At 36.7% G+C, this 23,893-nt stretch carries 23 protein-coding genes; 7 read left to right on the top strand and 16 right to left on the bottom strand.

All coding sequences use genetic code 11. The features are described from left to right. Window positions 1-37: 37 nt before the first annotated feature. From ABN763_RS09940 to kynU, 5 genes are all read right to left on the bottom strand, one after another. The gene (locus ABN763_RS09940) at window positions 38-1,477 is read right to left on the bottom strand and encodes an aldehyde dehydrogenase (protein WP_410485308.1); all 1,440 of its coding nucleotides are present in this window, start codon (window positions 1,475-1,477) and stop codon (window positions 38-40) included. Window positions 1,478-1,541: 64 nt separating this feature from the next. Next, the gene (locus ABN763_RS09935; protein ID WP_410485307.1) at window positions 1,542-1,952 is read right to left on the bottom strand and encodes a RidA family protein; all 411 of its coding nucleotides are present in this window, start codon (window positions 1,950-1,952) and stop codon (window positions 1,542-1,544) included. 23 nt (window positions 1,953-1,975) lie between these two features. Beyond that, complete coding sequence (locus tag ABN763_RS09930) at window positions 1,976-3,391, bottom strand: FAD-dependent oxidoreductase (protein ID WP_410485306.1); 1,416 nt, start codon at window positions 3,389-3,391, stop codon at window positions 1,976-1,978. Then, on the bottom strand, window positions 3,391-4,005 hold the full coding sequence (locus tag ABN763_RS09925; protein ID WP_410485305.1) for an FMN-binding negative transcriptional regulator: 615 nt from the start codon (window positions 4,003-4,005) through the stop codon (window positions 3,391-3,393). The genes ABN763_RS09930 and ABN763_RS09925 overlap by 1 nt, the downstream gene beginning before the upstream one ends. Before the next feature lie 97 nt (window positions 4,006-4,102). After that, window positions 4,103-5,407: a kynureninase gene (gene kynU, locus ABN763_RS09920; protein ID WP_410485304.1), complete on the bottom strand. Its 1,305-nt coding sequence runs from the start codon at window positions 5,405-5,407 to the stop codon at window positions 4,103-4,105. Between the two features lie 65 nt (window positions 5,408-5,472). Between kynU and ABN763_RS09915 the strand changes: the two genes are divergently transcribed. From ABN763_RS09915 to ABN763_RS09905, 3 genes are read left to right on the top strand one after another with little or no spacing between them, the layout of a single operon-like run. Further along, on the top strand, window positions 5,473-6,630 hold the full coding sequence (locus ABN763_RS09915; protein WP_410485303.1) for an MFS transporter: 1,158 nt from the start codon (window positions 5,473-5,475) through the stop codon (window positions 6,628-6,630). A 17-nt stretch (window positions 6,631-6,647) separates the two neighbouring features. Next, entirely contained in the window at window positions 6,648-7,184 is a 537-nt protein-coding gene (locus tag ABN763_RS09910) for a hypothetical protein (protein ID WP_410485302.1), read from the top strand. 18 nt (window positions 7,185-7,202) lie between these two features. Next, window positions 7,203-8,213: a glycosyltransferase gene (locus ABN763_RS09905; protein ID WP_410485301.1), complete on the top strand. Its 1,011-nt coding sequence runs from the start codon at window positions 7,203-7,205 to the stop codon at window positions 8,211-8,213. Here ABN763_RS09905 and ABN763_RS09900 read toward each other — a convergent pair. Next, window positions 8,210-8,794 carry a hypothetical protein gene (locus tag ABN763_RS09900; protein ID WP_410485300.1) on the bottom strand — a complete coding sequence of 195 codons (585 nt, stop codon included), beginning with the start codon at window positions 8,792-8,794 and terminating at the stop codon, window positions 8,210-8,212. The two genes, ABN763_RS09905 and ABN763_RS09900, sit on opposite strands and share 4 nt — an antisense overlap. A 107-nt stretch (window positions 8,795-8,901) precedes the next feature. Continuing rightward, a complete protein-coding gene (gene gcvP / locus ABN763_RS09895; protein WP_410485299.1) occupies window positions 8,902-11,751 on the bottom strand; it encodes an aminomethyl-transferring glycine dehydrogenase in 2,850 nt (949 codons plus the stop codon). Window positions 11,752-11,878: 127 nt separating this feature from the next. Between gcvP and ABN763_RS09890 the strand changes: the two genes are divergently transcribed. Then, window positions 11,879-12,715: a hypothetical protein gene (locus ABN763_RS09890; protein WP_410485298.1), complete on the top strand. Its 837-nt coding sequence runs from the start codon at window positions 11,879-11,881 to the stop codon at window positions 12,713-12,715. Between the two features lie 17 nt (window positions 12,716-12,732). On the opposite strand, the gene ABN763_RS09885 is transcribed toward ABN763_RS09890, so the two are convergent. The 6 genes from ABN763_RS09885 to ABN763_RS09860 all read right to left on the bottom strand — a co-directional run bounded on the left by ABN763_RS09885 (window position 12,733) and on the right by ABN763_RS09860 (window position 16,327). Next, window positions 12,733-12,996, bottom strand: a complete 264-nt coding sequence (locus tag ABN763_RS09885; protein ID WP_410485297.1) for a hypothetical protein — start codon at window positions 12,994-12,996, stop codon at window positions 12,733-12,735. 12 nt (window positions 12,997-13,008) lie between these two features. Continuing rightward, complete coding sequence (locus ABN763_RS09880) at window positions 13,009-13,563, bottom strand: sigma-70 family RNA polymerase sigma factor (RefSeq protein ID WP_410485296.1); 555 nt, start codon at window positions 13,561-13,563, stop codon at window positions 13,009-13,011. A 50-nt stretch (window positions 13,564-13,613) separates the two neighbouring features. Continuing rightward, window positions 13,614-14,525 (bottom strand): TIGR01777 family oxidoreductase, encoded by a 912-nt coding sequence (locus tag ABN763_RS09875; protein ID WP_410485295.1) that lies wholly within the window; start codon window positions 14,523-14,525, stop codon window positions 13,614-13,616. Next, window positions 14,522-15,346 carry a DCC1-like thiol-disulfide oxidoreductase family protein gene (locus ABN763_RS09870; protein ID WP_410485294.1) on the bottom strand — a complete coding sequence of 275 codons (825 nt, stop codon included), beginning with the start codon at window positions 15,344-15,346 and terminating at the stop codon, window positions 14,522-14,524. Before ABN763_RS09870 ends, ABN763_RS09875 begins: the two co-directional genes overlap by 4 nt. Window positions 15,347-15,431: 85 nt before the next feature. Beyond that, window positions 15,432-15,770 carry a hypothetical protein gene (locus tag ABN763_RS09865; protein WP_410485293.1) on the bottom strand — a complete coding sequence of 113 codons (339 nt, stop codon included), beginning with the start codon at window positions 15,768-15,770 and terminating at the stop codon, window positions 15,432-15,434. A 53-nt stretch (window positions 15,771-15,823) separates the two neighbouring features. Continuing rightward, window positions 15,824-16,327, bottom strand: a complete 504-nt coding sequence (locus ABN763_RS09860; RefSeq protein ID WP_410485292.1) for a GbsR/MarR family transcriptional regulator — start codon at window positions 16,325-16,327, stop codon at window positions 15,824-15,826. 84 nt (window positions 16,328-16,411) lie between these two features. Between ABN763_RS09860 and ABN763_RS09855 the strand changes: the two genes are divergently transcribed. Then, window positions 16,412-17,641 carry a glycosyltransferase family 4 protein gene (locus tag ABN763_RS09855; protein WP_410485291.1) on the top strand — a complete coding sequence of 410 codons (1,230 nt, stop codon included), beginning with the start codon at window positions 16,412-16,414 and terminating at the stop codon, window positions 17,639-17,641. 60 nt (window positions 17,642-17,701) lie between these two features. On the opposite strand, the gene ABN763_RS09850 is transcribed toward ABN763_RS09855, so the two are convergent. The 3 genes from ABN763_RS09850 to ABN763_RS09840 form a co-directional block, all read right to left on the bottom strand. Beyond that, window positions 17,702-19,735, bottom strand: a complete 2,034-nt coding sequence (locus tag ABN763_RS09850; protein WP_410485290.1) for a M3 family metallopeptidase — start codon at window positions 19,733-19,735, stop codon at window positions 17,702-17,704. A 226-nt stretch (window positions 19,736-19,961) separates the two neighbouring features. Beyond that, window positions 19,962-20,447 carry a 5-(carboxyamino)imidazole ribonucleotide mutase gene (gene purE, locus ABN763_RS09845; RefSeq protein WP_410485289.1) on the bottom strand — a complete coding sequence of 162 codons (486 nt, stop codon included), beginning with the start codon at window positions 20,445-20,447 and terminating at the stop codon, window positions 19,962-19,964. Window positions 20,448-20,453: 6 nt separating this feature from the next. Further along, window positions 20,454-21,611 carry a 5-(carboxyamino)imidazole ribonucleotide synthase gene (locus ABN763_RS09840; protein ID WP_410485288.1) on the bottom strand — a complete coding sequence of 386 codons (1,158 nt, stop codon included), beginning with the start codon at window positions 21,609-21,611 and terminating at the stop codon, window positions 20,454-20,456. 167 nt (window positions 21,612-21,778) lie between these two features. Between ABN763_RS09840 and ABN763_RS09835 the strand changes: the two genes are divergently transcribed. Together ABN763_RS09835 and obgE are read left to right on the top strand one after the other, a co-directional pair. After that, on the top strand, window positions 21,779-22,885 hold the full coding sequence (locus ABN763_RS09835; protein ID WP_410485287.1) for an adenylate kinase: 1,107 nt from the start codon (window positions 21,779-21,781) through the stop codon (window positions 22,883-22,885). Between the two features lie 9 nt (window positions 22,886-22,894). Next, window positions 22,895-23,893, top strand: a complete 999-nt coding sequence (obgE, locus tag ABN763_RS09830) for a GTPase ObgE (RefSeq protein WP_410485286.1) — start codon at window positions 22,895-22,897, stop codon at window positions 23,891-23,893.

The following is a 23,893-nucleotide window of genomic DNA, read 5'->3' as shown; positions in this document are numbered from 1 at the left end:
ATTATATCGTATTAGTCAAGATATTTCAATGTGCTATCTAATATTGTATACATACATTTTTTGTATCGGTAAAAAATCGCAATGCTTCAAAGCCACCTTCTCTTCCTACACCGCTATTCTTCATTCCACCAAACGGAGTTCGTAGATCGCGCATCATCCAAGTGTTTACCCATACAATGCCGCTTTCGAGCGCTTTGCTCATTCGCATGGTTCTTTTTAGGTTGTTGGTCCATATAGTGGCTGAAAGTCCATAAGTGGTGTCATTTGCCATGGATAATACCTCTTTTTCAGTATCGAATGGCATAATAGTAACTACAGGACCAAATATTTCCTCTTGATTTAGTTTGCAGGAATTATTTTTTACTTCAATAACGGTTGGCATTAAGTAGTAACCATTTTCTAAACCTTCAACGCTAATTTCTTGTCCACCATATAAAATGGTTCCGTCGTCTTGTTCTGCAGTTTCTATATAGGACATTACTTTCTTTAAATGGTCTTTAGAAACTAATGCGCCTAAATCTGTTTCTTCCATACCAGGGTCACCCACTTTCAGCTGACTTACTTTATTGATAAAATCAGTTTTAAACTTATCATAGATAGCGCGTTCAACAAATACTCTACTTCCGCATAAACATATTTGTCCCTGATTGGCAAATGATGATTTTACGGTAGTATTCAACATGTCTTCATAGTCACAATCAGCGAAAATAATATTGGGATTTTTTCCGCCTAACTCCAAAGAGAGCTTTTTGAATTTTGGCGCTGCGATTGCCGCTATGTGAGCTCCTGTTTTAGTGCCTCCTGTAAACGATATGGCCTTGATTTTAGAATGCGCGATTATAGCCTGACCAGTATTGCTTCCAAGTCCGTGTACAATGTTTAGTACACCTTTTGGTAAGCCTGCTTTATTACAAATTTCTCCTAATAAAAAAGCAGTCATCGGTGTTACTTCGCTTGGTTTTGCAATCACACAATTACCGGCTGCTAATGCCGGTGCAATTTTCCAGGTGAAAAGGTAAAGAGGTAGATTCCAAGGAGAAATACAGCCTACAATGCCTATGGGTTGTCTTAGCGTATAGTTTAAAGCATTTTGTCCTGTGCTGTCATGAGATTCGCTTGCAAATTGAGTTATGGCATGGCCAAAAAACCGAAAATTGCTAGCTGCTCTGGGGATATCGACTGATTTAGCAAGGTTAACTGGTTTACCATTATCTTTACTTTCTGCCTCGGCAAGTTCATCTAATCGGGACTCGATACCTTCGGCAATTTTTAAAAGGATTGTACTTCGTTTCTCAACCGTAGTTGTTGACCAGCTTTTGAATGCTACTTCAGCTACTTCTACTGCCAATGCTATATCTTCTTCTGTGCTATTTGGAATTTGACCATATATTTTGCCATTGGCTGGGCAATAATTATCGATCCAATTATTATTAATCGGATTTGAATATTCTCCATTAACGAAGTTTTGTATGGTCATTGTATTCTAGATATAAACTAAAAAAGGCGATTTTGAAAAATCTTGAAAATTCCAAATCCCATTTTCAACTTTCAACTCTTTTATACGCCATCACCTTGATTTCTACAACCAAATCAGGGTGTGGTAGTTGATGTACAGCCACCGTTGTTCTAGCAGGTCCGGTTTCAGCGTTGAAAAACTCAGCATAGGCTTTATTATAACCTGCAAAGTCATTCATATTTACTAAAAAAGAGGTCACATCGACGACATCATTTAAAGTAGCGCCTTCATTGGCTAAGTTCTTCTCAATGTTTTTTAACACCTCTCTGGTTTGTACTTCAATATTGAGTCGTTTTGTTCCCATTTCGTCAATAATATCAACGCCGGCAATAGTATTGTCGGCTCGACGGGAACTGGTGCCGGAAACAAAAACAAAATCACCCACTCGCTTTGTATGTGGATATGCACCTCTGGGTGTTACTTTCTTTTCACTCATTATGAAGTTTTATTTAGCAGTTTTCAATCTTTTAATTCTGCAATTCTATCTTGCTTTAATATTGCGTCCGTAACTGTTTGCACCTTTTGTAGTGCATTTTTCAGTACTGGTTTTGGCATTTCTTCAGTGATTTCGATATCACCATTAGTAATCATATTAAGTAAGGCTTCATCTTGTGCTCTTCCTTTAACCATGGCCTCACGATAACCAATATCTTCATTAAAGGTAACCAACGAATATTTTGAAGAATAATCATCGGGAAAATTAGATTCTAGTGCCATTTCTAGCTTACGTTTTTCTTGAAAAATCGGATTTGCAACATGGTCTTTCATTTCATGAAAGTTATCAATGGCGAGGTCGGCAATAGCATCAGTGTCCTTTTTTCTTCGCTTCTGATATGCTTTAAAAATTGTTTCCCAATTTTTATGTCCTTCATCTAAAACAGCATCAAACTCCACAACATCTTCAAAAGAGGCATTCATACCCTGACCGTAAAACGGGACAATTGCATGAGCCGAATCACCCATTAGCAGGGTATTTCCTTTGTAATGCCATGGTGAGCATTTAATGGTGCCAAGTGGGGCTGTAGGGTTTTCAAAAAAATCATCCACCAAATTGGGCATTAATTCTAGCGCGTCTGGGAATTCCTTTTGAAAAAATTCAGTTACAATTTTTGGGTTGGTTAGATTACTAAAATTGTATTCACCTTCTTCATAGCTTAAGAATAAAGTGACGGTAAAACTACCATCTAAATTTGGTAAGGCGATGATCATGAAATCACCTCTTGGCCATATATGCAACGCATTTTTATAGGTTTTATAACCTCCGTTTTTTTCTGGAAGAATACTCAACTCTTTATAACCATGGGTAAGATAGTTTTGTGAGAAACTAAATAAGAATTTACGTTCTAGATAGTAGCTTTTTCTTAATGCCGATCCTGCACCGTCTGTTGCAATTATGACATCAGCTTTTTCAGAAAATGCTGACTTCGAGCTATCATCCATAAAATAAGCTGTGGTGTTTTCAAAATCTACTTTTTCGCACGATTTGTTAAAATGAATATTCACTTTTGGATGCTTTTCAGCTTCATCAAGTAACAAAGCATTAAGATCACCTCTAGAAATTGAATTGATATATTCATAATCACGGCCACTATAATTGGATAAGAAGGTATTACCCTTTTTATCGTGAATCATTCTACCGTTCATCGGGATGCATAATTCACGCACTTTTTCTTCTATTCCAACTAGTTTCATTCCTTTATTTCCTCGATCAGAAAATGCTAGATTAATAGATCTGCCAGCACTAATATCCACTTTACGAAGATCAGGGCGCTTTTCATATACATTTACAGTATAGCCTCGTTGCCCCAAACGTAAGGCAAGCAAACTGCCGCATAAACCGGCACCAATAATTAAGATGGAATTATCTTTATTCATCAACGTTTAGGTCTTTTCTTTTTCATTAATTCAGCAATCTCGTTTGATGCACTAAGGGGTGTTTTTTCAAGCTCCTCAACTACGCTGTGGTAATTTTTATCATTATGAGATTGCGATAGTTTGTAGGTAGCTTGAATATCGGTAATTTCTATTTCAAAACCAATAATTCCACGCATTTGTGCCATGGTTTTTTTAGATAGGTTTTCCGGTTTTATGGGATTTTTCATGGTTGCTTCATATTTATTGATTAGTCTATGAAGCAATGCTTCAAAAGCTTCGCCAGTTACCTCTTTTAGCTTACCGTAAACATGGACTGCAACATAATTCCATGTGGGTACTTCTTCGAAATCATACCAAGATGATGAAACGTAAGAATGTGGCCCGTTAAAAATAGCAAGTACCTCTTTTTCATTTTTAAAAGTTTTCCATTGCTCATTGCCACGAGCAACATGCCCCTCTAGAAAAAATGACCCATTTCGTTCAATAAGTTCCAGCGGAATATGAGTTGCCAATAGTTTTGATCCTCCGGTTACTAAAATGCCAAATGCATTCGCTTTTAAAAACTCGAGGATTTCTTTTTGGTCGTTATTTTTATAATACTCTGGTATGTACATCGTTTAGTGTAAGTGTTTGCGAGTTAAGTAGTTTAGGTGATAAAAATCCCAAATTCCAAAAAGTACTTTTCATAACTCATAACTCATAACTCTATATTCAAGACTTGTCGCTAATAATTGCCTTAAGCTTTTCTACCATCATAAAAACTTCTTCAAAAGTATTGTATAGTGAAACCGGAGCTGCTCTAATAACATCGGGTTCGCGCCAATCGGTAATAACTCCGGCAGCGGTGAGTTGCTCATGTAAGCTTTTATCGGCATTTTCTACCTTGATCGATACTTGACAACCACGTTGATCAGCATCTTCAGGAGTGATGATCGAAATGCGATCATTATTCATATTCTTTATGAGATTACTTAAATAACCACTTAGTTGTGTTGCCTTTTTTGTAATTTGATCAATACCCGCTTTATCAAAAATACTGAGAGAAGCCTTTATTGCTGCCATCGATAGAATAGGGGGATTACTCAATTGCCAACCTTCAGCGCTAGGAATAGGATCAAACTCGTGCCTCATATTAAATCTGGTTTCTTTGTTATGTCCCCACCAGCCTGCGAAACGTTTTAAAGTAGGGTCGTTGGTATGACGCTCATGAACAAAACAGCCAGCCAAGCTTCCAGGCCCCGAGTTTAAATATTTATAAGAGCACCATACCGCAAAATCTGCTCCTGAATCGTGTAAATTTAAAGAAACATTGCCTGCGCCATGCGCACAATCAAAACCAACTTTGCAACCGTATTGGTGACCAAGTTGAGTAATTTTTTTTAGGTCGAAAAACTGTCCAGTATAATAATTAACGGCTCCAATCATTATTAGCGCTATCTGATCTCCTTCCTTTTTTAAAATGGCCTCAAGATCTTCCATTCTAGGTAAATCTTCACCCGGTCTTGCCTTCCACTTTATTAAACCATCTTTTCGACTAATATTATGGTTGTGTAATTGCGAACTAACCGCATAATCATCTGAAGGAAATGCATCTCCTTCAATTAGTATTTTGTAACGAGTAGATGTAGGACGATAAAAAGAAACCATCATCAAATGAAGGTTCACTGTTAAGCTGTTCATCACTACTACTTCGCTATTTTTTGCTCCAACTATTTTGGCCATGGTGCTGGTCAAATACTCGTGATAGGGCATCCATGGGTTGGTAGCTTCGAAATGTCCTTCTACGCCTAAATTGGCCCAATCATGTAACTCTTGATCAATATACGACTTCGTGGTTTTTGGTTGCAAGCCAAGCGAATTACCACAGAAATAAATAAGATCATTTCCATATTGATCTTTAGGAATATAAAATCGATCTCGAAACTTGTTTAGCGGATCATTTTGATCTAGTTCTCGAGCAAAATCAATAGAGGCCTTTTGATCGGTCAATGGAATAAGGTGTTGGTGTGTTAGCAAAAATAGGAATTTATTTATCGTCTTCTTAATCGGTTGTGTTAATGGTTTTTCAGCTATTTTTGGGCATGCGATCACTGTACCTCATTTTATCAAAGTTTCGATATTTCTCTCCAGCCTGGGTTTTTACATCTCTTAATATTTTAATAGCAACTTGGGTGCTGTACATACCTACTATAAAAGACAAGCTATCGCTTGATGATGGTCAAGTGGGTATCGCTCTGTTTTGCTTGGCTGCAGGTACTATATCGATGGTGCCTTTCTCGTCGAAAATCATAAAGCAAATAGGCTTGGGAAAAAGCACCTTTGTCGGTATTGTTATTTTTTCTTTGGTGTTTTTACTTCCCTTCATGGCTCCTTCTTATATCCTACTATGTCTTACTCTTTATATAGTCGGGCTATTTGCCTGTTTAACAGATGTCGCGATGAATGCCTTAGTATCTGAAATTGAGTCGGACGATGAAGTACACTTCATGTCAGCCGCTCATGGTTTTTTTAGTTTGGGCGGAGTTATTGGTGCTGGGATAGGTACATTGGTAATTACTTATTTTAAAATACCGTTGCACCATATGTTGGCTGCGTCTCTTTTGGTGATTATAACTAATATGCTATTGCTAAAAAATTATATAGCTATAAAAGGAAAGCAGGTAAAACGAGAAAAGAACAAGTTTAATATAAAACTTTTGCGCCCGCTACTAGGGCTTACCATAATTGCTTTTTTAATTATGGGTGGTGAAGGAGCGGTCGAGCACTGGAGCAAGTTATATTTGTTAGATATTGTTCAGGTCTCAACTGATAAAATTGCAGGTTATGGCTTCGTTGCATTCTCGGTTACAATGACGCTTGGTCGTTTTTTTGGAGATGCAATTAGCTCCAATTTTGGTGCAAGAAAACTTATCATTGCTAGTTGTTTAATAGCTATTGTCGGTTTACTATGTGTTTTGTTTGCAGACTTTGTATTTGCAATTATTGGCTTTGCTTTAATTGGGCTCGGCTTTTCGGTGGTAATTCCAGAACTATTTCGATTGGCCGGAAAGGCAAAAGGAGTTTCTCCTTCAGAAGGTATTTCCTTCGTAGCAGGATTTGGTTATGTGGGTTTTTTGGTAAGTCCTGCTTTTTTAGGATGGTTATCTAAACAATATGATTTAAGTGTTAGTTTTATGGCGATACTGGTAGGTGTGGCGCTTGCTATGTTAATTATGTTATTTTTTAAGCGAACGTTTTAAAGTGAAATAAAACGACTATGTACGAGGATGATGATTTTGATGATGACTCTAAAGAATTTAGAGATTTCCCCATTTTTAAAAAGGCTGAAGCGATTTACGATATAATAATGCGCATTGAGCAAATTGATGCGGAAGAGCAAGAGGGACTAAGTGAATATGAGCGTAATGCAATTTCCGATCATATTGATTATATGGTTGAAAATGCTAGCATCATTCCTTCGAAGATTGCTAATGCTTTAAGCAGTGATGTATATAATGAACAAATGGAGAATGCAGCGGTAATTCGGGCATGTGCTAAAGAGTTGTTGGCTGATGCTACAGATTTAATATCTCTTGGTTTTAAAGATGCAGATTATTTGCAAATACTTAGTGCTGAGGTGGAAGAGTTTCGTATGTTGTTTGTAGAGTGGATTCAAACATTCGATCCTAGCAGTTATAGCATTGACCGATGGGGACTATTTAATCCTCCCGGGGTGAATTACGATGATCCCGATCCGGATGATGATCTGCCTTTTGATCCGTTAGATCTTTTTAATGATGACGATGATGACTAAATCCTCAAATAGGTTTTCATGAAAAATGGACTTTTCATTTCCGGTCATAAAACCACTTTTATAGCAGAAGATTTTAGTTTGCTAAAGCAACACTATCGTATGAGGCATTTTCATATGAATATGCCTAAAAACCCTATTTTACTAGCATGGCAGCTATTTAAATCTTTTTGGAATGCACTATTTGTAGTGCCCAAAACCGACTTTGTTTTTTGCTGGTTTGCAGATTATCATGCCTTTTGGCCATTATTGTTCGCGAAGCTATTTAATAAGCCAAGCTATCTGGTGATTGGAGGCTTTGACGCAGATAAAAATCTCGACTTTAATTACGGTGCTCATGTGAAGACTTGGCGAAGCACAATTATTAAACGTATTGCTTTATTGGCAACAAACCCTTTGCCAGTAAGTAAGCATACGTCCGATTTAGTGAAAAAGAATTTAGGTAAAACCGTATATAATCGGTCAACCATAGTTTATAATGGAATTAATACAGGAAGCATTGTAAAAGCTGTGTCAAACCGGTCTGGTTTTATAACAGTTTATAAGGTTGCAGATTTAACACGGCTAAAAATTAAAGGCGCTGATTTTTTAGTTGAAGTAGCAAGAAATTTTCCAGATAAAAGTTTTACCGTTGTAGGACCGTATAATCAAGCTGCTGATTATTTAAACTCGTTTCAGCTAGATAACTTAGAGGTGTTACCACCAAAACCACATACAGAACTTTTACACATACTTCAATCAAAGAAATACTATTTGCAATTTTCACATATTGAATCATTTGGTATCGCCTTGGTAGAAGGAATTTTATCTGGTTGTATTCCTATTGGATATGGTATTAAATCCACTTCTGAAATTATCAAAACACCCGAGTTGATTTTAGGAGAATTACAAATACATAGTTTCAAAAAAGCCCTGGAGAATGCAGAAACAAGAGGAGGGAAAATACTTGTTGATATTCAGAATCACTGTAAATCGCAGTATGATTTAAAACGAAGGGAAACCGAGTTAACAGTACTTATTGATCAACACTAAATCTCTTTAAACGATTTAATTATTTGCCTCAAGGTCCCTGAGTAGCGCTCACTTCTGCTATCTAATGTCCAACTCATAATCATATAGACATCTTCCTCGCCTTCAGTAAAACCCAGTATATACTTTATTTCGTAGGGCACATCTTCAAGTTGCCCACTTAGCTCAAAAACTCTAGCCGACGTGCCGTTGACAACTACTTTTTTGATTTCAGATCGATCGCTGACTTTGAGCCCCTGCATGATTGATTCACTCTGGAACTTGGCATAGTTATCAATAACTGACTCCTCTTCGTCATAGCTGCTCACGATTTTTAAAGCTTCAATCATCTCACTTTTATCCTCATCTATTACTACTACATAAGTTTCCTTTAAAGCATGCATATACTGTAAGGAAGCATCATCATGCAAAATAGTGGTGCTTTTCATGTATTTTGGAACAGAAAGTGAGTATTGGTCAAGCACTTTTATTTCTTGAAAGTCGGATGTTAATGATAGTTTTTCAGGTTCTTTTTTAAAACCTTCCAAACAGCTACTAAATAGAATAAAGCTGAAAATAGCGAATACATGTAAAATACGTTTCATAATTATTTGTTAGCGGGTAAAAGATAGGGTTTTAAATATTAGTGAATAAAAAAGCTTTCAACTAAAGTCAATTTAATTGAAAGCTTCTTTTATGAAAATGTTACCGCTTAGACTTCTGCATACGCCTCGATAGGCGCGCAAGTGCATATCAGATTTCTATCTCCGTAAGCATCGTCGACACGACGCACTGATGGCCAGAATTTATTTTCACTTAAATACGATAATGGGTACGCTGCTTTCTGCCTACTATATGGTAAATTCCAATTGTCAGCGGTAAGCATTGCTAGTGTATGTGGGGCATTTTTTAAGATATTATTTGGCTCATCTTTGGAAATATTGTCAATCTCTTTTTTGATAGAAATCATCGCATCACAAAAACGGTCTAATTCGGCTAAATTTTCACTTTCAGTTGGCTCAATCATCATAGTGCCCGCAACAGGAAAAGAAACTGTTGGCGCATGAAAGCCATAATCCATAAGGCGTTTTGCAATATCGACTACCTCAATACCGTGTTCTTTGAACGGTCGGCAATCTATAATCATCTCATGTGCAGCGCGGCCCATCTCACCTGAATACAAAGTTTGGTAATGATCTTTTAAACGCTCTTTTATATAATTGGCATTTAAAATGGCATATTTGGTTGATTTTGTTAAACCAGCTTCTCCTAGCATCGTAATGTATCCGTAAGAAATTAAACTGGCTAAGGCAGAACCCCAAGGTGCAGCAGAGATGGCATCAATAGGCTGTTCGCCTCCAGTAGCTATTAAGGGGTTGGTCGGTAAAAACGGAACCAGATGTTTTGCTACGCAGATTGGTCCTACGCCAGGGCCACCGCCACCATGTGGTATCGCGAAGGTTTTATGTAGGTTTAAGTGACAAACGTCCGCACCAATAGCCCCTGGATTGGTCAATCCGACCTGGGCATTCATATTTGCTCCATCCATATACACCTGACCTCCATAATCATGAATGGTTTGTGTAATTTCTTTTATTGCTGATTCAAAAACTCCATGTGTGGATGGGTAGGTAATCATTAAGCCAGCTAATGTATCGGCATATTCTGTTGCTTTTGCTTTAATATCGTCAAGGTCAATATTACCATTGTCCATTGCTTTGGTTACTACAACCTTCATTCCTGCCATAACCGCAGAAGCTGGGTTGGTACCGTGCGCTGATGAAGGGATTAGAACAACATTACGATGATGATCACCTCTTGATTTATGATAGGCCCGAATTACCATAAGTCCAGCAAACTCTCCTTGAGCACCAGAATTTGGTTGTAAAGATGTGCCAGCAAAACCGGTAATTTCTGTAAGTTGATCTTCCAATTTTTTGATTACCTCTTGGTAACCTTCAGCTTGATCAACAGGTGCAAAAGGGTGAATGTTGGACCATTGCGCATTACTTAACGGAAGCATTTCGGCTGCCGCGTTAAGTTTCATAGTGCATGAACCTAGGCTAATCATCGAGTGATTAAGCGCAAGGTCTTTTCGTTCCAATTTTTTGATGTAACGCATCAACTCAGTTTCTGAATGATATGAGTTGAAGATATCTAACTGCATAAAATCAGAAGAGCGTTGTAAGGAAGATGAAATGGTTACAACATCATTTATTTTTTCAATTGAAACAGCTGATTTTCCTTCGGCTTCAGCAAAAATGGATACTATTTGATTAAGATCGTCAATGGAGGTTGTTTCATTAATTGAGATAGAAACGGTATCGACATCAGGATAAAAGAAATTAACCTCATGTTTTTCGGCAATTTCTCGCACCTTGTTTGCGTTAGCTTTTATTTGTATGGTATCAAAATAATGTTTGTTAGTTTGATATAATCCCATTTTTTCCAACGCATCAGTTAGCGCGGCGGTATTATTATTAACCGTTTTGGCAATATGAGTAAGACCTTTTGGGCCATGATATACAGCATACATACCTGCCATAACAGCAAGTAGCACCTGGGCGGTACAAATGTTTGAAGTTGCTTTATCTCGCTTTATGTGCTGTTCTCTTGTTTGCAATGCCATGCGTAGAGCACGTTCACCATTGGTATCTTTGGTTACACCGATAATACGACCTGGTATGTTGCGTTTGTATGCTTCTTTAGTTGCAAAATAGGCCGCATGGGGTCCACCATAACCTAAGGGAATTCCAAATCGTTGCGTGGTACCAACAACTACATCTACCCCGAAATCTCCTGGCGCTTCAAGCAATATCAAACTCAAAATATCAGCGGCTACGGCCACTTTAATCTGAGCTTCTTTTGCTTTTGAAATGAATTCTCTGTAGTCAAAAATCTGTCCTGACTTTCCTGGGTATTGTAATAATGCACCATAATACTCTTCAGTAAAGTCAAAACTTTCATGATTGCCAATAACCAATTCAATTCCTAGGGGAATGGCTCTTGTTTTAAGTAATGAGATCGTTTGGGGCAGCACTTCATCAGATACAAAGAACTTTACTACATTGTTCTTTTTCTGCGCTCGTTCTCTAACTGCAAAGAGCAAAGTCATAGCCTCTGCCGCTGCAGTTGATTCATCTAACAAAGAAGCATTCGCTAATTCCATCCCGGTAAGATCGGTAATCATGGTCTGGTAATTTAGTAGTGCTTCCAGTCGGCCTTGAGCTATTTCAGCTTGATATGGAGTGTAGGCAGTGTACCATCCTGGATTTTCTAAAATATTTCGTTGAATAACTGCTGGTACAACGGCAGCATGATAGCCAAGTCCTATATAACTTTTAAAAATTTTATTCTTGGCACCAAGCGCACCAATATGTTTTGTGTATTCATACTCACTCAAAGCATCATCAAGCTTTAAGGGCTTTTCTAACTTAATATTGTCCGGTATTGTTTCATACATCAACTGGTCAATGCTTTCAATGTTCAGTGTTTTGAGCATGATGTCCCGTTCACTTTCAGTTGGACCTATATGACGGTTTGCAAACAAATGAGTATTCATTGTAAAATGGTGTTTTATGGTGCAAAAATACTTTAAAAAGTATCGTTTGATAACGTTTTCGTACTGCAAAAGTAGGTAAGTTTTTCACAAAATAAAGGGTTGTTAACAGAAGCTGTATTTTTGTTTAATGAAGTGGTTTATTCGCTTTCTGGAATTTTATGTCAATAGCAGTATTCATGTAGCTTTTTCCGTGGTAGGCTTAACCATTGTAACGCAGCAAAAGTTCAACATTTTTAATGGGTTTGATCTACCGTTTTTTGTGTTTTTTGCAACAATTACGGGATATAACTTTATAAAGTATGCGGGTGTAGCCAAATTTCATCATCGTAGCCTCACTAGAAGTCTTAAAGTTATTCAGGTTTTTTCTTTCTTTTGCTTTTTGTTGATGTGTTACTTTTTCTTTCAGCTACCTTTAGCTTCTATACAACTGGTTGTCATTTTTGCTGGAATTACTTTTTTTTACGCGATACCTTTAGTGCCGAAAATATGGAGTCCCGTAGACGAAAACCAGAATTTACGCAGTATTAGCGGAATAAAGATCTATGTAATTGCACTGGTATGGGTCGGTGTTACTGTCTTTTTACCACTTTCGCAAGCTGATATGTTTATTAGTCATGGTGTATATATAGAGGCGTTTCAACGTTTTTTGATGGTCATGCTACTAATGATACCTTTTGAAATACGAGACATGAAATATGACAGTATTAAGCTTGGTACCATCCCTCAAAAAATAGGGTTAAAGAAAACAAAGCGAATAGCACTATTTTTAATTGTAGTGTTATTCGCTTTGGAATTTTTTAAGGATGAAGTTAGTCCGCTTGAAATTGTAATATTCGCAGTTATTTCAATTTTGCTAGGACTTTTTATTCAATATAGTTCAAAAGATCAAAGTAAATATTATAGTTCATTCTGGGTTGAGGGAATTCCTATTTACTGGTGTGTACTTATTTTACTTTTAAAGTAGTTTTCTTGTATACGCCTTTAGTTATTACTGGACAATTTTTTTTCTAGTTCTTGCTTCATTTTAGTCTTTAGATCGTTATCCAAAGTTTTTACTTCAGCTTTTTGAACCAATTCTGATAATTTATTATTACGCTTACTGTACGCTTTAGTAATGCGACACCAGGAAAGTCTGATATTCAACTTTAAACGTTCCCAACCACTTGCCTCTCCATACTGAACTTTGTCGCAAATGTGTTTGGCTTCGTCGCAACTAATAAATAATACACTTTTCTTACTAGTCATTTTTATTTTTTATTAAAACCAATTCTCTTCTAGGCACTCGGCTAAAGCCGTACGTGCTCTATGGATGATTACCCAGAGATTAGACGCAGTAATATTTAATTCATTACAAATAGTTTCAGTTTCATACCCTTGAAGCGTTTTCATTGTAAAGACGGCAGCTTGCTTCTCTGGTAATTTGCTAATACAATTATTTATTGCATCGCCCAATTCTTCATTTTCCATGGCACCCGCCGCACCAAGATCAGAAAGATCAGCCACGCGTTCTTCGAGCCAATCACCCTCACCTTCTTCACTATTGTTATAATTAATACGTACTTCGGCTTGTCCTTTTTTGCTATTAATTTTTCTGTAATGGTCAATGATTTTTCTTTTCAAGATTGAAACAAGCCAAGTTCGCTCGCTCGCCTCACCTTTAAAATTTTTCATTGATTTCAGTCCGGCAAAAAAGGTTTCTTGCACAAGGTCTTGGGCAATCTCTCGATCATTTACACGAGTAATCGTGTAATTGAAAAGATAATCCGCATAGCGGTCTATCCATTTATTAGGTTCTATCGTTTCTTTTGCCATAATGCTTTTCAGACCTGCCAAAAATAGAATAATTATTTCACTTTTTAGGTTTATAAAAGTAGATGCGCCAAGCTTTTTGTTAAATCTTGATGTTTGAATATAAATCCTTCATCGAGCAAACGTTTCGGAACCACACGTCTACTTTTTAATACAAGTTCGGTTTCTGTATTTATCAAGATCGCACCAATTTCAAGTAGTGATTTAGGTAGTGGCATACCAAATGGAATATTAAGTGTGTTGCGAATACGTTTCATTAAGTTGGCATTAGTTGTCGGTTTTGGTGCTACAATGTTAAAGACACCTTCTAATTTGTTGTTTTCAATGAGAAAATGAACTGCTGAAACAAAATCATCTTCATGTATCCAGCTAAAATACTGTTCTCCTGATCCTTGTTTACCGCCAAAACCAAATTTTGCTAGATTTACTATTGGTCGTAATGCCCCACCTTTATTACCAAGAACAATCGCTGTTCTTAGCGCTATTTTTCTTGTCTTGGGCGTTACTTGGTCAAAAAAAGAAGCTTCCCATTCCCTTGCAACACTTACTGAAAACCCATTTCCGATTTCACCAGTTTCTTCGTTCATTTCCTTATCCATACTATGTCGATAGATGGTTGCCGTTGAAGAATTGATCCATACCTTGGGCGGATGATCACATACTCTAACCGCATGACCTAGAATTTCAGTGGCGTTTACTCTTGAATCTAGAATACGCTTTTTATTTTTTGTGTTATAACGACAATCGACTGATTTTCCTGTTAGATTAATAAGTACATCAGCATTTTCCAAGTATTTCGACCAATCTCCCAATTGCTCACCATCCCATTGATGGTATTGTACGTTTTCTTGTTGAGCCAGTTTTCTTCTTGAAAGAATGATAATTCGGTCACATTTTGTTTTAAAATATTGCATAAGGACTTGTCCTAAAAAACCCGTGCCGCCTGCTATAATTATCTTTTTCATAGTATTGATGTTAAAAGGGGAATCCACAAAATTCTATATACAATCCAGCTTATTGTTACGTACGATGGTAACTCTAAATTTTCAACTCGTTTAATATGCTGTATCACCATAAACCCAAATACAAGCAAGAAGTAAGCGATTAAAAAAGTTTCTCCCTGATAGATGATTGCACTTGCTATTAAAATTGGAATCAGTAGTAATGACCCAATTAGCGAAATGGCTATCATGTTTCCAAGATAATTCAAGATTCCCTTGTTATTGCTTAGGCCTAATATCAATGCTTGAAAGGGGATTTGCAATACACACATAAGCAAAGCCTTTTCAAGAGCGTTGTCTTTAATGAAGTTGGGTAACATTAAAAGGTATTGATGAATAAGTATAGTTGATACCATAGCTCCAAAAAGTATAAAGTACCAACGATATTCCTTATTGAATGTAGGGGTGCATTCAATAGTTTCGCTGCTTTTTGGGTTTGGTATAATGACTTTTCTATTGTATGAAATGAACTTATATAAGCGTTTTAAGCAGAAGAAAACTAAGGGGTTCTTCCCAATTTTACCTATCCACTTATACCGATTTCCAATTACAAGTAAAAGGCTATCCATGCCATATATAACATTACCGGAGGTTTTATCTATCAAGGCTATTTCATCTTGCGCGCGGTTCATGTCAAGTATTGCAGATTCGTTGCCGGTTAGTTGCGAAAATGCTTTTCTGCCTTGACCATCTAACATTTGTTTTTTTAAGAAAAGGTTTGTGTAGCCAACACATAGTGGGCAATCACTGTCGTAAACTAGTGTATGATTTGATAGTGTTTTCATCTGTTTGTTTTTGTTGTTTTTAAAGGGTCAGACCTAATGCGCCAATAGTCATCTCGGTAGATATCAAGACTTGTAATGGCTCGTTTTATATGAGCTCTTTTTTTAATTTGTAGGTAATAAAAACAAAGAAGGAAGCGAGTAACATGGGGATCAATGTCCAGAATAACATGTAAATATCATTAGTTGAGCTCAGGTCCTTTACTAAAATTGAAATCAATCCGTATATAATGACCAAGCTTCCGTATATAGATAATCGCTTTTTGGTCGTTAATGGGACATTTTTCGAATTAAAAATCAGAAAGCAAAACATGACTAGCTGTATGATACCGAGCAATATCTGCGCTAGCATTCCCAGATAGATGGTTAAATACAAAAGAAGCGTAATGCTATAGGACCAAATGTTGATGGAATGTAAAGTCTTCATTTTTAATTATTTTAAAGTTTCAGAAATTATTGAAATATATATTGAAATTTTTTTTACTTAATCATTTTAAAGATTGATTTTGTAATCCAATTTTGTTTATGATTCACCATTTTTTCAAGCATCGTATCAGCTGTTGATGCTAATTCGTGTAATGATTTTGTTTGTTTGATGAACTCATCATTCTTCGCTGATCCATCTTTTTTTATATCAGAAAGTTCCTTTAGTACTTTTATCACCGGTTTGATCTCTCGCCGGCTGCGTTCTTTTGCAATTTGCCTAGCCAACTCTTGTACATCCTTTTCAGTACTGAAATACTCTTTTCGCTCTCCTCTTTTTGACTCTTTAAAAACAATACCCCAGTCCATTAATTGACGTAGATTCATACTTGCATTACCACGAGAAATTTGTAATTCATTCATAATTTCCTCCATGGTCATAGCTTTGGTAGATATAAAAAGCAACGCTTGAATTTGAGCCATTGCCTTGTTAATGCCCCACGTAGAGCCCAATGCACCCCAGGTTTGAATAAATTTATCTTTTGCTTCTTCGTAATTCATAGTACAAATATATAATAATTTTTAAACTTTCAATAATTATTGAAAGTTTATTTAACTCATTTCTTAAAGCTTATTTTTGTAAGAATGAAAAAATTATTGATCATCGGATTTGTTTGGCCGGAGCCCAATTCAACTGCAGCAGGTTCCCGATTGATGCAATTAATTGAGATGTTTCAAAACGATGGTTGGGACATTACATTTGCCACCACCGCAGTACCTAGTGGCAATGAGTTTAATCTAAATTCACTAGGCATAACAACGAAAAAAATAACGTTAAATAGCGTTTCCTTCGATAATTTTATTAAAATATTGAAACCCGAAGTAGTTATGTTCGATCGGTTTATGATTGAAGAACAATTTGGATGGAGGGTAGAAGAACATTGTCCAGATGCGGTAAAGATTTTAGATACTGAGGATTTACATTTTTTGCGGAAAGCAAGAGAAAAAGTGTTTAAAGCTAAGAAGAAATTAGAAAAACAGGATTTATTAAGTGATTATTTTAGACGGGAACTTGCTGCAATGTATCGGTGCGATCTTAACTTGATCATCTCATCATTTGAATACGAACTTCTGCAAAGCGAATTTGATTTTCCTAGGTATTTACTTCATTATATTCCCTTTGTACAAGCTGCAATTCAAGCTAATTCAATTGAAAAGCTACCAAATTTTAATCATCGTAAAGACTTTATAACTATTGGTAATTTCCTTCACGCTCCTAACTTAGATAGTGTGTTATTTTTGAAGGAAACCATATGGCCGATTATAAAAAAGCAGCTACCCGCTGCGGTTATGAATGTTTATGGTGCTTACGGATATGAAAAAGCACAGCGAATGCATGACCCGAAAGGTGGATTTTTGATACATGGCAGAGCTCAAAATGCGAATAGAGTTTTGAAAGAAGCACGAGTATGTCTCTCTCCCTTGCGGTTCGGTGCTGGTCTTAAAGGAAAATTTATAGATGCCATGAATGCAGGCACACCTATTGTAACAACCAGTATTGGCGCTGAAGGTATGACTGTTGGCAAAAAATGGGCCGGTTGTATTGAAGATGAACCCCACGCTATTGCTAAAAATGCCATTTTGTTATATGAAAACAGTAGCGAATGGCAAAAAGCACAAGGTGTAGGTTTCGATATTATTAATAGCCTTTTTAAAAAAGAAATGCACCAATCATCATTGATTGATGCTTTGAACGAGGCAATCAGAAACAAGAAACAACTGCGTCAACGCAACATAGTAGGACAGTTGTTAAAATATCATCAACTACAAAGCACCAAATACATGGCTAAGTGGATTGAAGAGAAGAATAAATGACCTTCAGTATCCCGTATAGCTTAACAATAAATCTAGTTCTGATGATCTATCTGATTAACATCAGGCCTTCATAAGTCCTGCTCTTCTAAGCAAAGCCTCTGGTTTAGGTTCTACTCCTCTAAATCGTACATATAAATCCATTGGGTCCTCGGTACCTCCTTTAGAAAGTACATGGTCTTTAAACTTCGTTGCTACATCTTCATTAAAAATACCTTCCTCTTTAAAATACTCAAAAGCATCAGCATCTAAAACTTCTGCCCACTTATACGAATAATAACCGGAAGAATACCCGCCTTGAAAAATATGAGAAAATGAAGTGCTCATGCAATTTTCTGCAACATCAGGATATAACGAGGTGCCCTTAAAGGCTTCTATCTCAAATTCTTTTACACTTGCTATTGAAGAGGGATCGCCGCTGTGCCAGCTCATATCAAGTAAGCCAAAACTAAGCTGTCTTAGTGTTTTCATGCCCTCTTGAAAAGTAGCTGTCCTTTTTATTTTCTCAACTAATTCCATAGGAATCACATCGCCGGTTTCATAATGAAAAGCAAATAACTCAAGTGCTTCCTTTTCATAACACCAGTTTTCTAATACTTGACTCGGAAGCTCAACAAAATCCCAGTACACATTGGTGCCTGCTAAACTTGGATAAGTGGTATTGGCAAGCATGCCGTGTAGGGCATGTCCAAACTCATGAAAAAGGGTGGTAACCTCATTAAATGTTAGTAAGGATGGCTTTGTTTTAGTTGGCTTAGTAAAGTTACATACGTTAGAAACATGGGGCCTTTCGTTTTTTCCATTTCGAATTTGTTGGCCCTTGAATAAAGTCATCCATGCGCCACCGCGTTTTCCTTTTCTTGGGTGAAAATCAGCATAAAAAACAGCAACTAATTGGTTTTTACTATCAAGAATCTCATAGGTTTTGACCTCTTCATGATAAGTATCAATATTGTTCACCTCTTTGAACTGAATTCCAAATAGCTTTTGTGAAACTTTGAATACACCTTCAATTACATTTTCAAGTTTAAAATAAGGTTTCAACTGCTCGTCATCTAAGTCAAATAGTTTTTGTTTCAGTTTTTCAGAGTAGTACGCTCCATCCCATTTTTGAAGAGTGTCTATATTATCGAGCTCTTTTGCAAACTGTTCTAATTCTGAAAACTCTTTTTCAGCCGCCGGTTTGGCTTTTAATAGAAGATCTTCCAAAAAAGCGTACACTTTTTTAGGGGATTTGGCCATACGTTCTTCTAAAACAAAATGTGCATGGGATTCATACCCTAAAAGCAACGCGCGTTCATGTCTTAAATTCACCAGTCTTAAAACATTTTCTTGATTGTCATTTTGGTTATTTTGAAAACCTTTTGACCCAAATGCCAATGACATTTTTTTTCGTAGAGCTCTATTATCTGCATAGGTCATAAAAGGAATATAGCTGGGGTAATCTAGAGTAAAAATATAACCTTCTTTGTTCTTACTTTTTGCTAAGGCCTCAGCAGCCTCTATGGCAGAATCCGGTAAGCCACTTAACTCTGATTTGTCAATTACATGCATTTCAAAAGCATTCGTTTCTGCTAATACATTTTCCCCAAAAGTGAGTTTAAGTTTTGAAAGTTCTTTGTCAATTTCACGAAGTTGTGCTTTTTTGTCCTGCGCTAAATTTGCACCGTTTCGCGAAAAGCTTTTGTATTTTTTATCAAGAAGTGTTAGTTGCTCCTTAGATAATTTGGATCTGTCAGAGTGATCATAAACATATTTTACTTTTTCAAACAATCGCTCGTTTAGCGTAATATCATTTTGAAACTCCGAAAGTAAAGGCGAAACTTCTTGTGCAATTTGCTGAATAGTATCGTTCGTTTCTGCAGAATTCAGGTTGAAAAAAATACTTGAAATACGGCCTAGTTTTTCGCCAGAGTATTCTAATGACTCTATAGTATTATGAAAATCAGGTATTTCTTCATTTTTTACAATATGGTCTATTTCATTTTTTGCAAGTTCTATGCTTTTCTTAAATGCTGGTAAGAAATCTTCATTTTTTATTTTGGAAAAAGGTGTTGTATCGTGTTGAGTATCAAATTCTCGCAGTAAACTATTCATTTTTATGTATTTAGTCGATGTTTGGAAGGTTTTAGTCGAAAAGAACAAAAATTATGATTGACTTTTTTCAAAATTCATTTGAAAAAGGCAATTTTAAAATAAGAAAAAATAACTAGACTAAAAGTCTACTTAAAAACTTCATTAGATGGTTGTTTAGTTTTACTAAATGGTGTTTAATTGATTAATAGCCCGTAAAAACCCTGATTTATATTCAGGGTTTTTTTTGCTATTTTTTGAGGTTTTTGGCGCCTTCGATTACCTTTTGCTTCAACCCCTGTTTGTAAACTATTATTTTGTCAAGAACACATGTATCAGAAGCCCCTATTATTTGGGCTGCCAAAATACCCGCGTTTTTTGCGCCATCTAACGCAACGGTTGCTACAGGAACACCACCAGGCATTTGCAGAATTGATAATACAGAGTCCCAACCATCAATAGAGTTTCGTGATTTGACCGGAACACCAATAACCGGAAGCGGACTTAATGAAGCAATCATTCCTGGTAAATGTGCCGCACCCCCAGCGCCAGCAATTATAACTTTAAATCCATTTGTATGAGCATTCTTGCCATAATCAAATAACTTTTCAGGTGTCCGATGTGCAGATACAATATCTACTTCTACTTCAATATCAAATCCCTTTAAAATATCGATGGCTTCTTGCATTACCGGAAGATCTGATGTGCTTCCCATAATTACTCCTACTTTACCCATTTATTTTTATTTTGAAATTACTTGTATTAAACTTTTAACGTTTTGTGCAATTTGTCTTGCCTTGTCTATCGATTCGTTTACAACGGTAATATGGCCCATTTTTCTGAATGGTCTGGTAGTACTTTTGCCATATATGTGAGGGGTTACACCTTGCATATTTAGTACCATATCAATATTTTCATAGCACACATTTCCTTCAAACCCTTCGGCTCCGACTAGATTAACCATCACCCCAGCTACCTTACTATCTGTATTACCTAGGGGCAGGTTCAAAATGGCTCGAATATGCTGCTCAAACTGTGAAGTGTATGAAGCCTCAATACTATAATGGCCACTATTATGAGGTCTCGGCGCTACTTCATTTACTAAAATTTCATCATCTTGCGTTTGAAACATCTCAACCGCTAAAAGCCCTACATGCTCAAAAGCTTCGCTTACCTTTAGTGCTACCGCTCTAGCTTTGTTAGCAACTTCTTCACTAATTCTTGCTGGGCAGATGACATATTCTACCTGATTCGCTTCGGGATGAAATTCCATTTCTACCACCGGATAGGTTTTCATTTCACCCGAGGCACTTCTGGAAACAATTACTGCTAGTTCATTCTTAAAAGCAATTTTCTCTTCGGTTATGCATTCTCCTTTGGGTAAACCTTTTAGGTCTTCAGCATTTTTAATAACCTTTACCCCCTTACCGTCATATCCAAACTGAGCACTTTTCCATACAAAAGGGAAAGATATACTTTCGTGTGAAAGTGCTGTTTCAATTTCATGCACATACGCAAATCTTGAAAATGGTGCTGTTGGGATATTATGATCTACATAAAACAGTTTTTGAACGGCTTTGTTTTGAATTGTTCTTATGGTCTTAGAAGAAGGATAGACCACGGTGCCTTCTTTTTCTAATCTTTCTAAAGCATCGACGTTTATCAATTCGATTTCAAAGGTTAAAACATCTACCTTTTTGCCAAAATTATAAACCGTATCAAAATCTTTTAAATCGCCTTGTATAAATTCATTACAAGCCAATCTGCCTGGTGCATCTGCACTAGGGTCTAAAACGACTGTATGAATATCAAATTTTCGGGTCTCGGCAAGTAGCATTTTACCAAGTTGACCGCCTCCTAAAATTCCTAATTTAAATTGCGATGAAAAGTAATCAGTCACGGGGTATTTTTAAATGATGCCACAAAAATACACTTAATAATGGTTTCTGTTTATAGCCCTTTTTATCTAATTTTTGAAAGAAGTCTTTTAATCATGAATAATACCCTATTTTAAAGAATTGTACTTCGTGCTAATTATTTATCTTTGCGCCTTTATTTATTAGGGAATTGATACAACTCCACGACAAATATTTTACTCCGTATATCAAGGCTGATAGTATTGACAGTACCATAAAAAAAATGGCTGCTGAAATTAAAGCAGATTGTGGCGATGAAGTTCCTGTTTTTATTGGAGTTTTAAATGGTGCTTTTCGTTTTGTTGCTGATTTAATGAAACATTACAATGGTGACTGCGAGGTTCAGTTTATTAAAATGCAATCATACGAGGGTACGGCTTCAAAAGGAACAGTACTACAACAAATAGGTTTGAATCAAGATTTGAGCCAAAGAAAGGTGGTGATTTTAGAAGATATTATTGATACAGGTAACACCCTCACCGAAATTTATAAACTACTGGAAAATCAAGGAGTAGATGATTTCAAAATCGCTTCTTTGTTTTTTAAACCAACTGCGTATACAAAAGAACATAGTATTCACTATATCGGATTTGAAATTCCTGATCGATTTATCGTTGGCTATGGCCTGGATTACGATGGGTTAGGAAGGAACCTATCTGATATTTATCAACTTAAAACAACTTACATGACAAATTTGGTGTTATTTGGACCTCCGGGTGCAGGTAAAGGAACACAAGCTGATGTGCTCAAAGAAAAATACAATCTTGTACATATTTCAACCGGCGATGTTTTTAGATATAACATTAAAAATAAGACAGATCTTGGCACTTTGGCAAAATCGTATATTGATAAAGGGCATTTGGTTCCTGATGAGGTGACCATTAAAATGTTGAATGCTGAAGTAGAGAAGAATCCTGATGCAAATGGATTTATCTTTGATGGTTTTCCGCGTACAGAAGCGCAAGCTGAATCTTTGGATAGGCTTTTAACTGAAAAGGGAAGCCAGGTAAATGCTATGATTGCTTTAGAGGTTGATGATGAGATTTTAGTTTCTCGTTTAATGGAACGTGGAAAAACCAGCGGTCGACCAGATGATGCTAATGAGTCTGTAATTCGTGACCGTATTGCTGTGTACTATAAACAAACAGCGGTTTTAAAAAATTACTACCAAAAACAAGAGAAGTTTATCGGTGTGGATGGTGTAGGTTCCATTGAAGAGATTTCAATTCGTTTAAGCGAGGCAATTGATTCACTATAAAACCGTAGTATGACCGAAGGTAATTTTGTTGACTATGTAAAGATGCATGTCTCCTCCGGGAAAGGAGGGAAGGGCTCTGTACATCTTCATCGTGAAAAATACATTACCAAAGGTGGTCCGGATGGTGGTGATGGTGGTCGAGGCGGCCATGTTATTGTACGTGGCAATCCAAACTTATGGACACTTCTTCCGCTAAAATTTAAACGTCACATAAAGGCAGAGCACGGTGGGAACGGCTCTAAAAATCGAAGTACAGGTGCTGATGGCGCTGATGTGTATATCGATGTGCCTTTAGGTACAGTTGTAAAAGACTCTGACACTGACGACGTCCTTTTTGAAATAACGGAGGCTAACGAAGAAAAAATTGTTGTTGAAGGAGGAATGGGGGGTCGAGGTAATTGGCACTTTAAAAGTCCAACGAATCAAACACCACGATATGCACAACCTGGTGTAGATGGTCAAGAACGAAATATTACTATCGAACTGAAGGTACTCGCTGATGTGGGCTTAGTTGGTTTTCCTAATGCTGGAAAATCAACATTACTATCCGTCATGACAGCTGCAAAACCCAAGATAGCCGATTATGAGTTCACAACCTTAAAACCCAATCTGGGAATCGTCGCTTACCGGGACTATAAAACGTTTGTAATGGCCGACATTCCCGGTATTATTGAAGGAGCTGCCGAGGGAAAAGGACTAGGTCATTATTTCTTACGTCATATTGAGCGAAATTCCGTACTATTATTTTTAATCCCTGCTGACGCTAAAGATATTGTCAAAGAATACGAGATTCTTTTAGATGAACTTAGACGATATAATCCTGAGATGCTGGATAAAGACCGTTTGGTGGCTATTTCTAAATGTGATATGCTGGATGATGAGTTAAGAGCAGAGATGAAAGCTGAACTCGACAAAGATTTAAATGCTCCGTACTTATTTATTTCCTCAGTTGCGCAAATAGGACTTACTGAATTGAAAGACATGCTTTGGAAAACGCTGAATGTATAA

Source organism: Spongiivirga sp. MCCC 1A20706 (assembly GCF_046524175.1).
Lineage (GTDB): Bacteria > Bacteroidota > Bacteroidia > Flavobacteriales > Flavobacteriaceae > Spongiivirga.
Note: the sequence above shows the minus strand (reverse complement) of the source record. Positions and strands in the feature narration are given on the sequence as shown.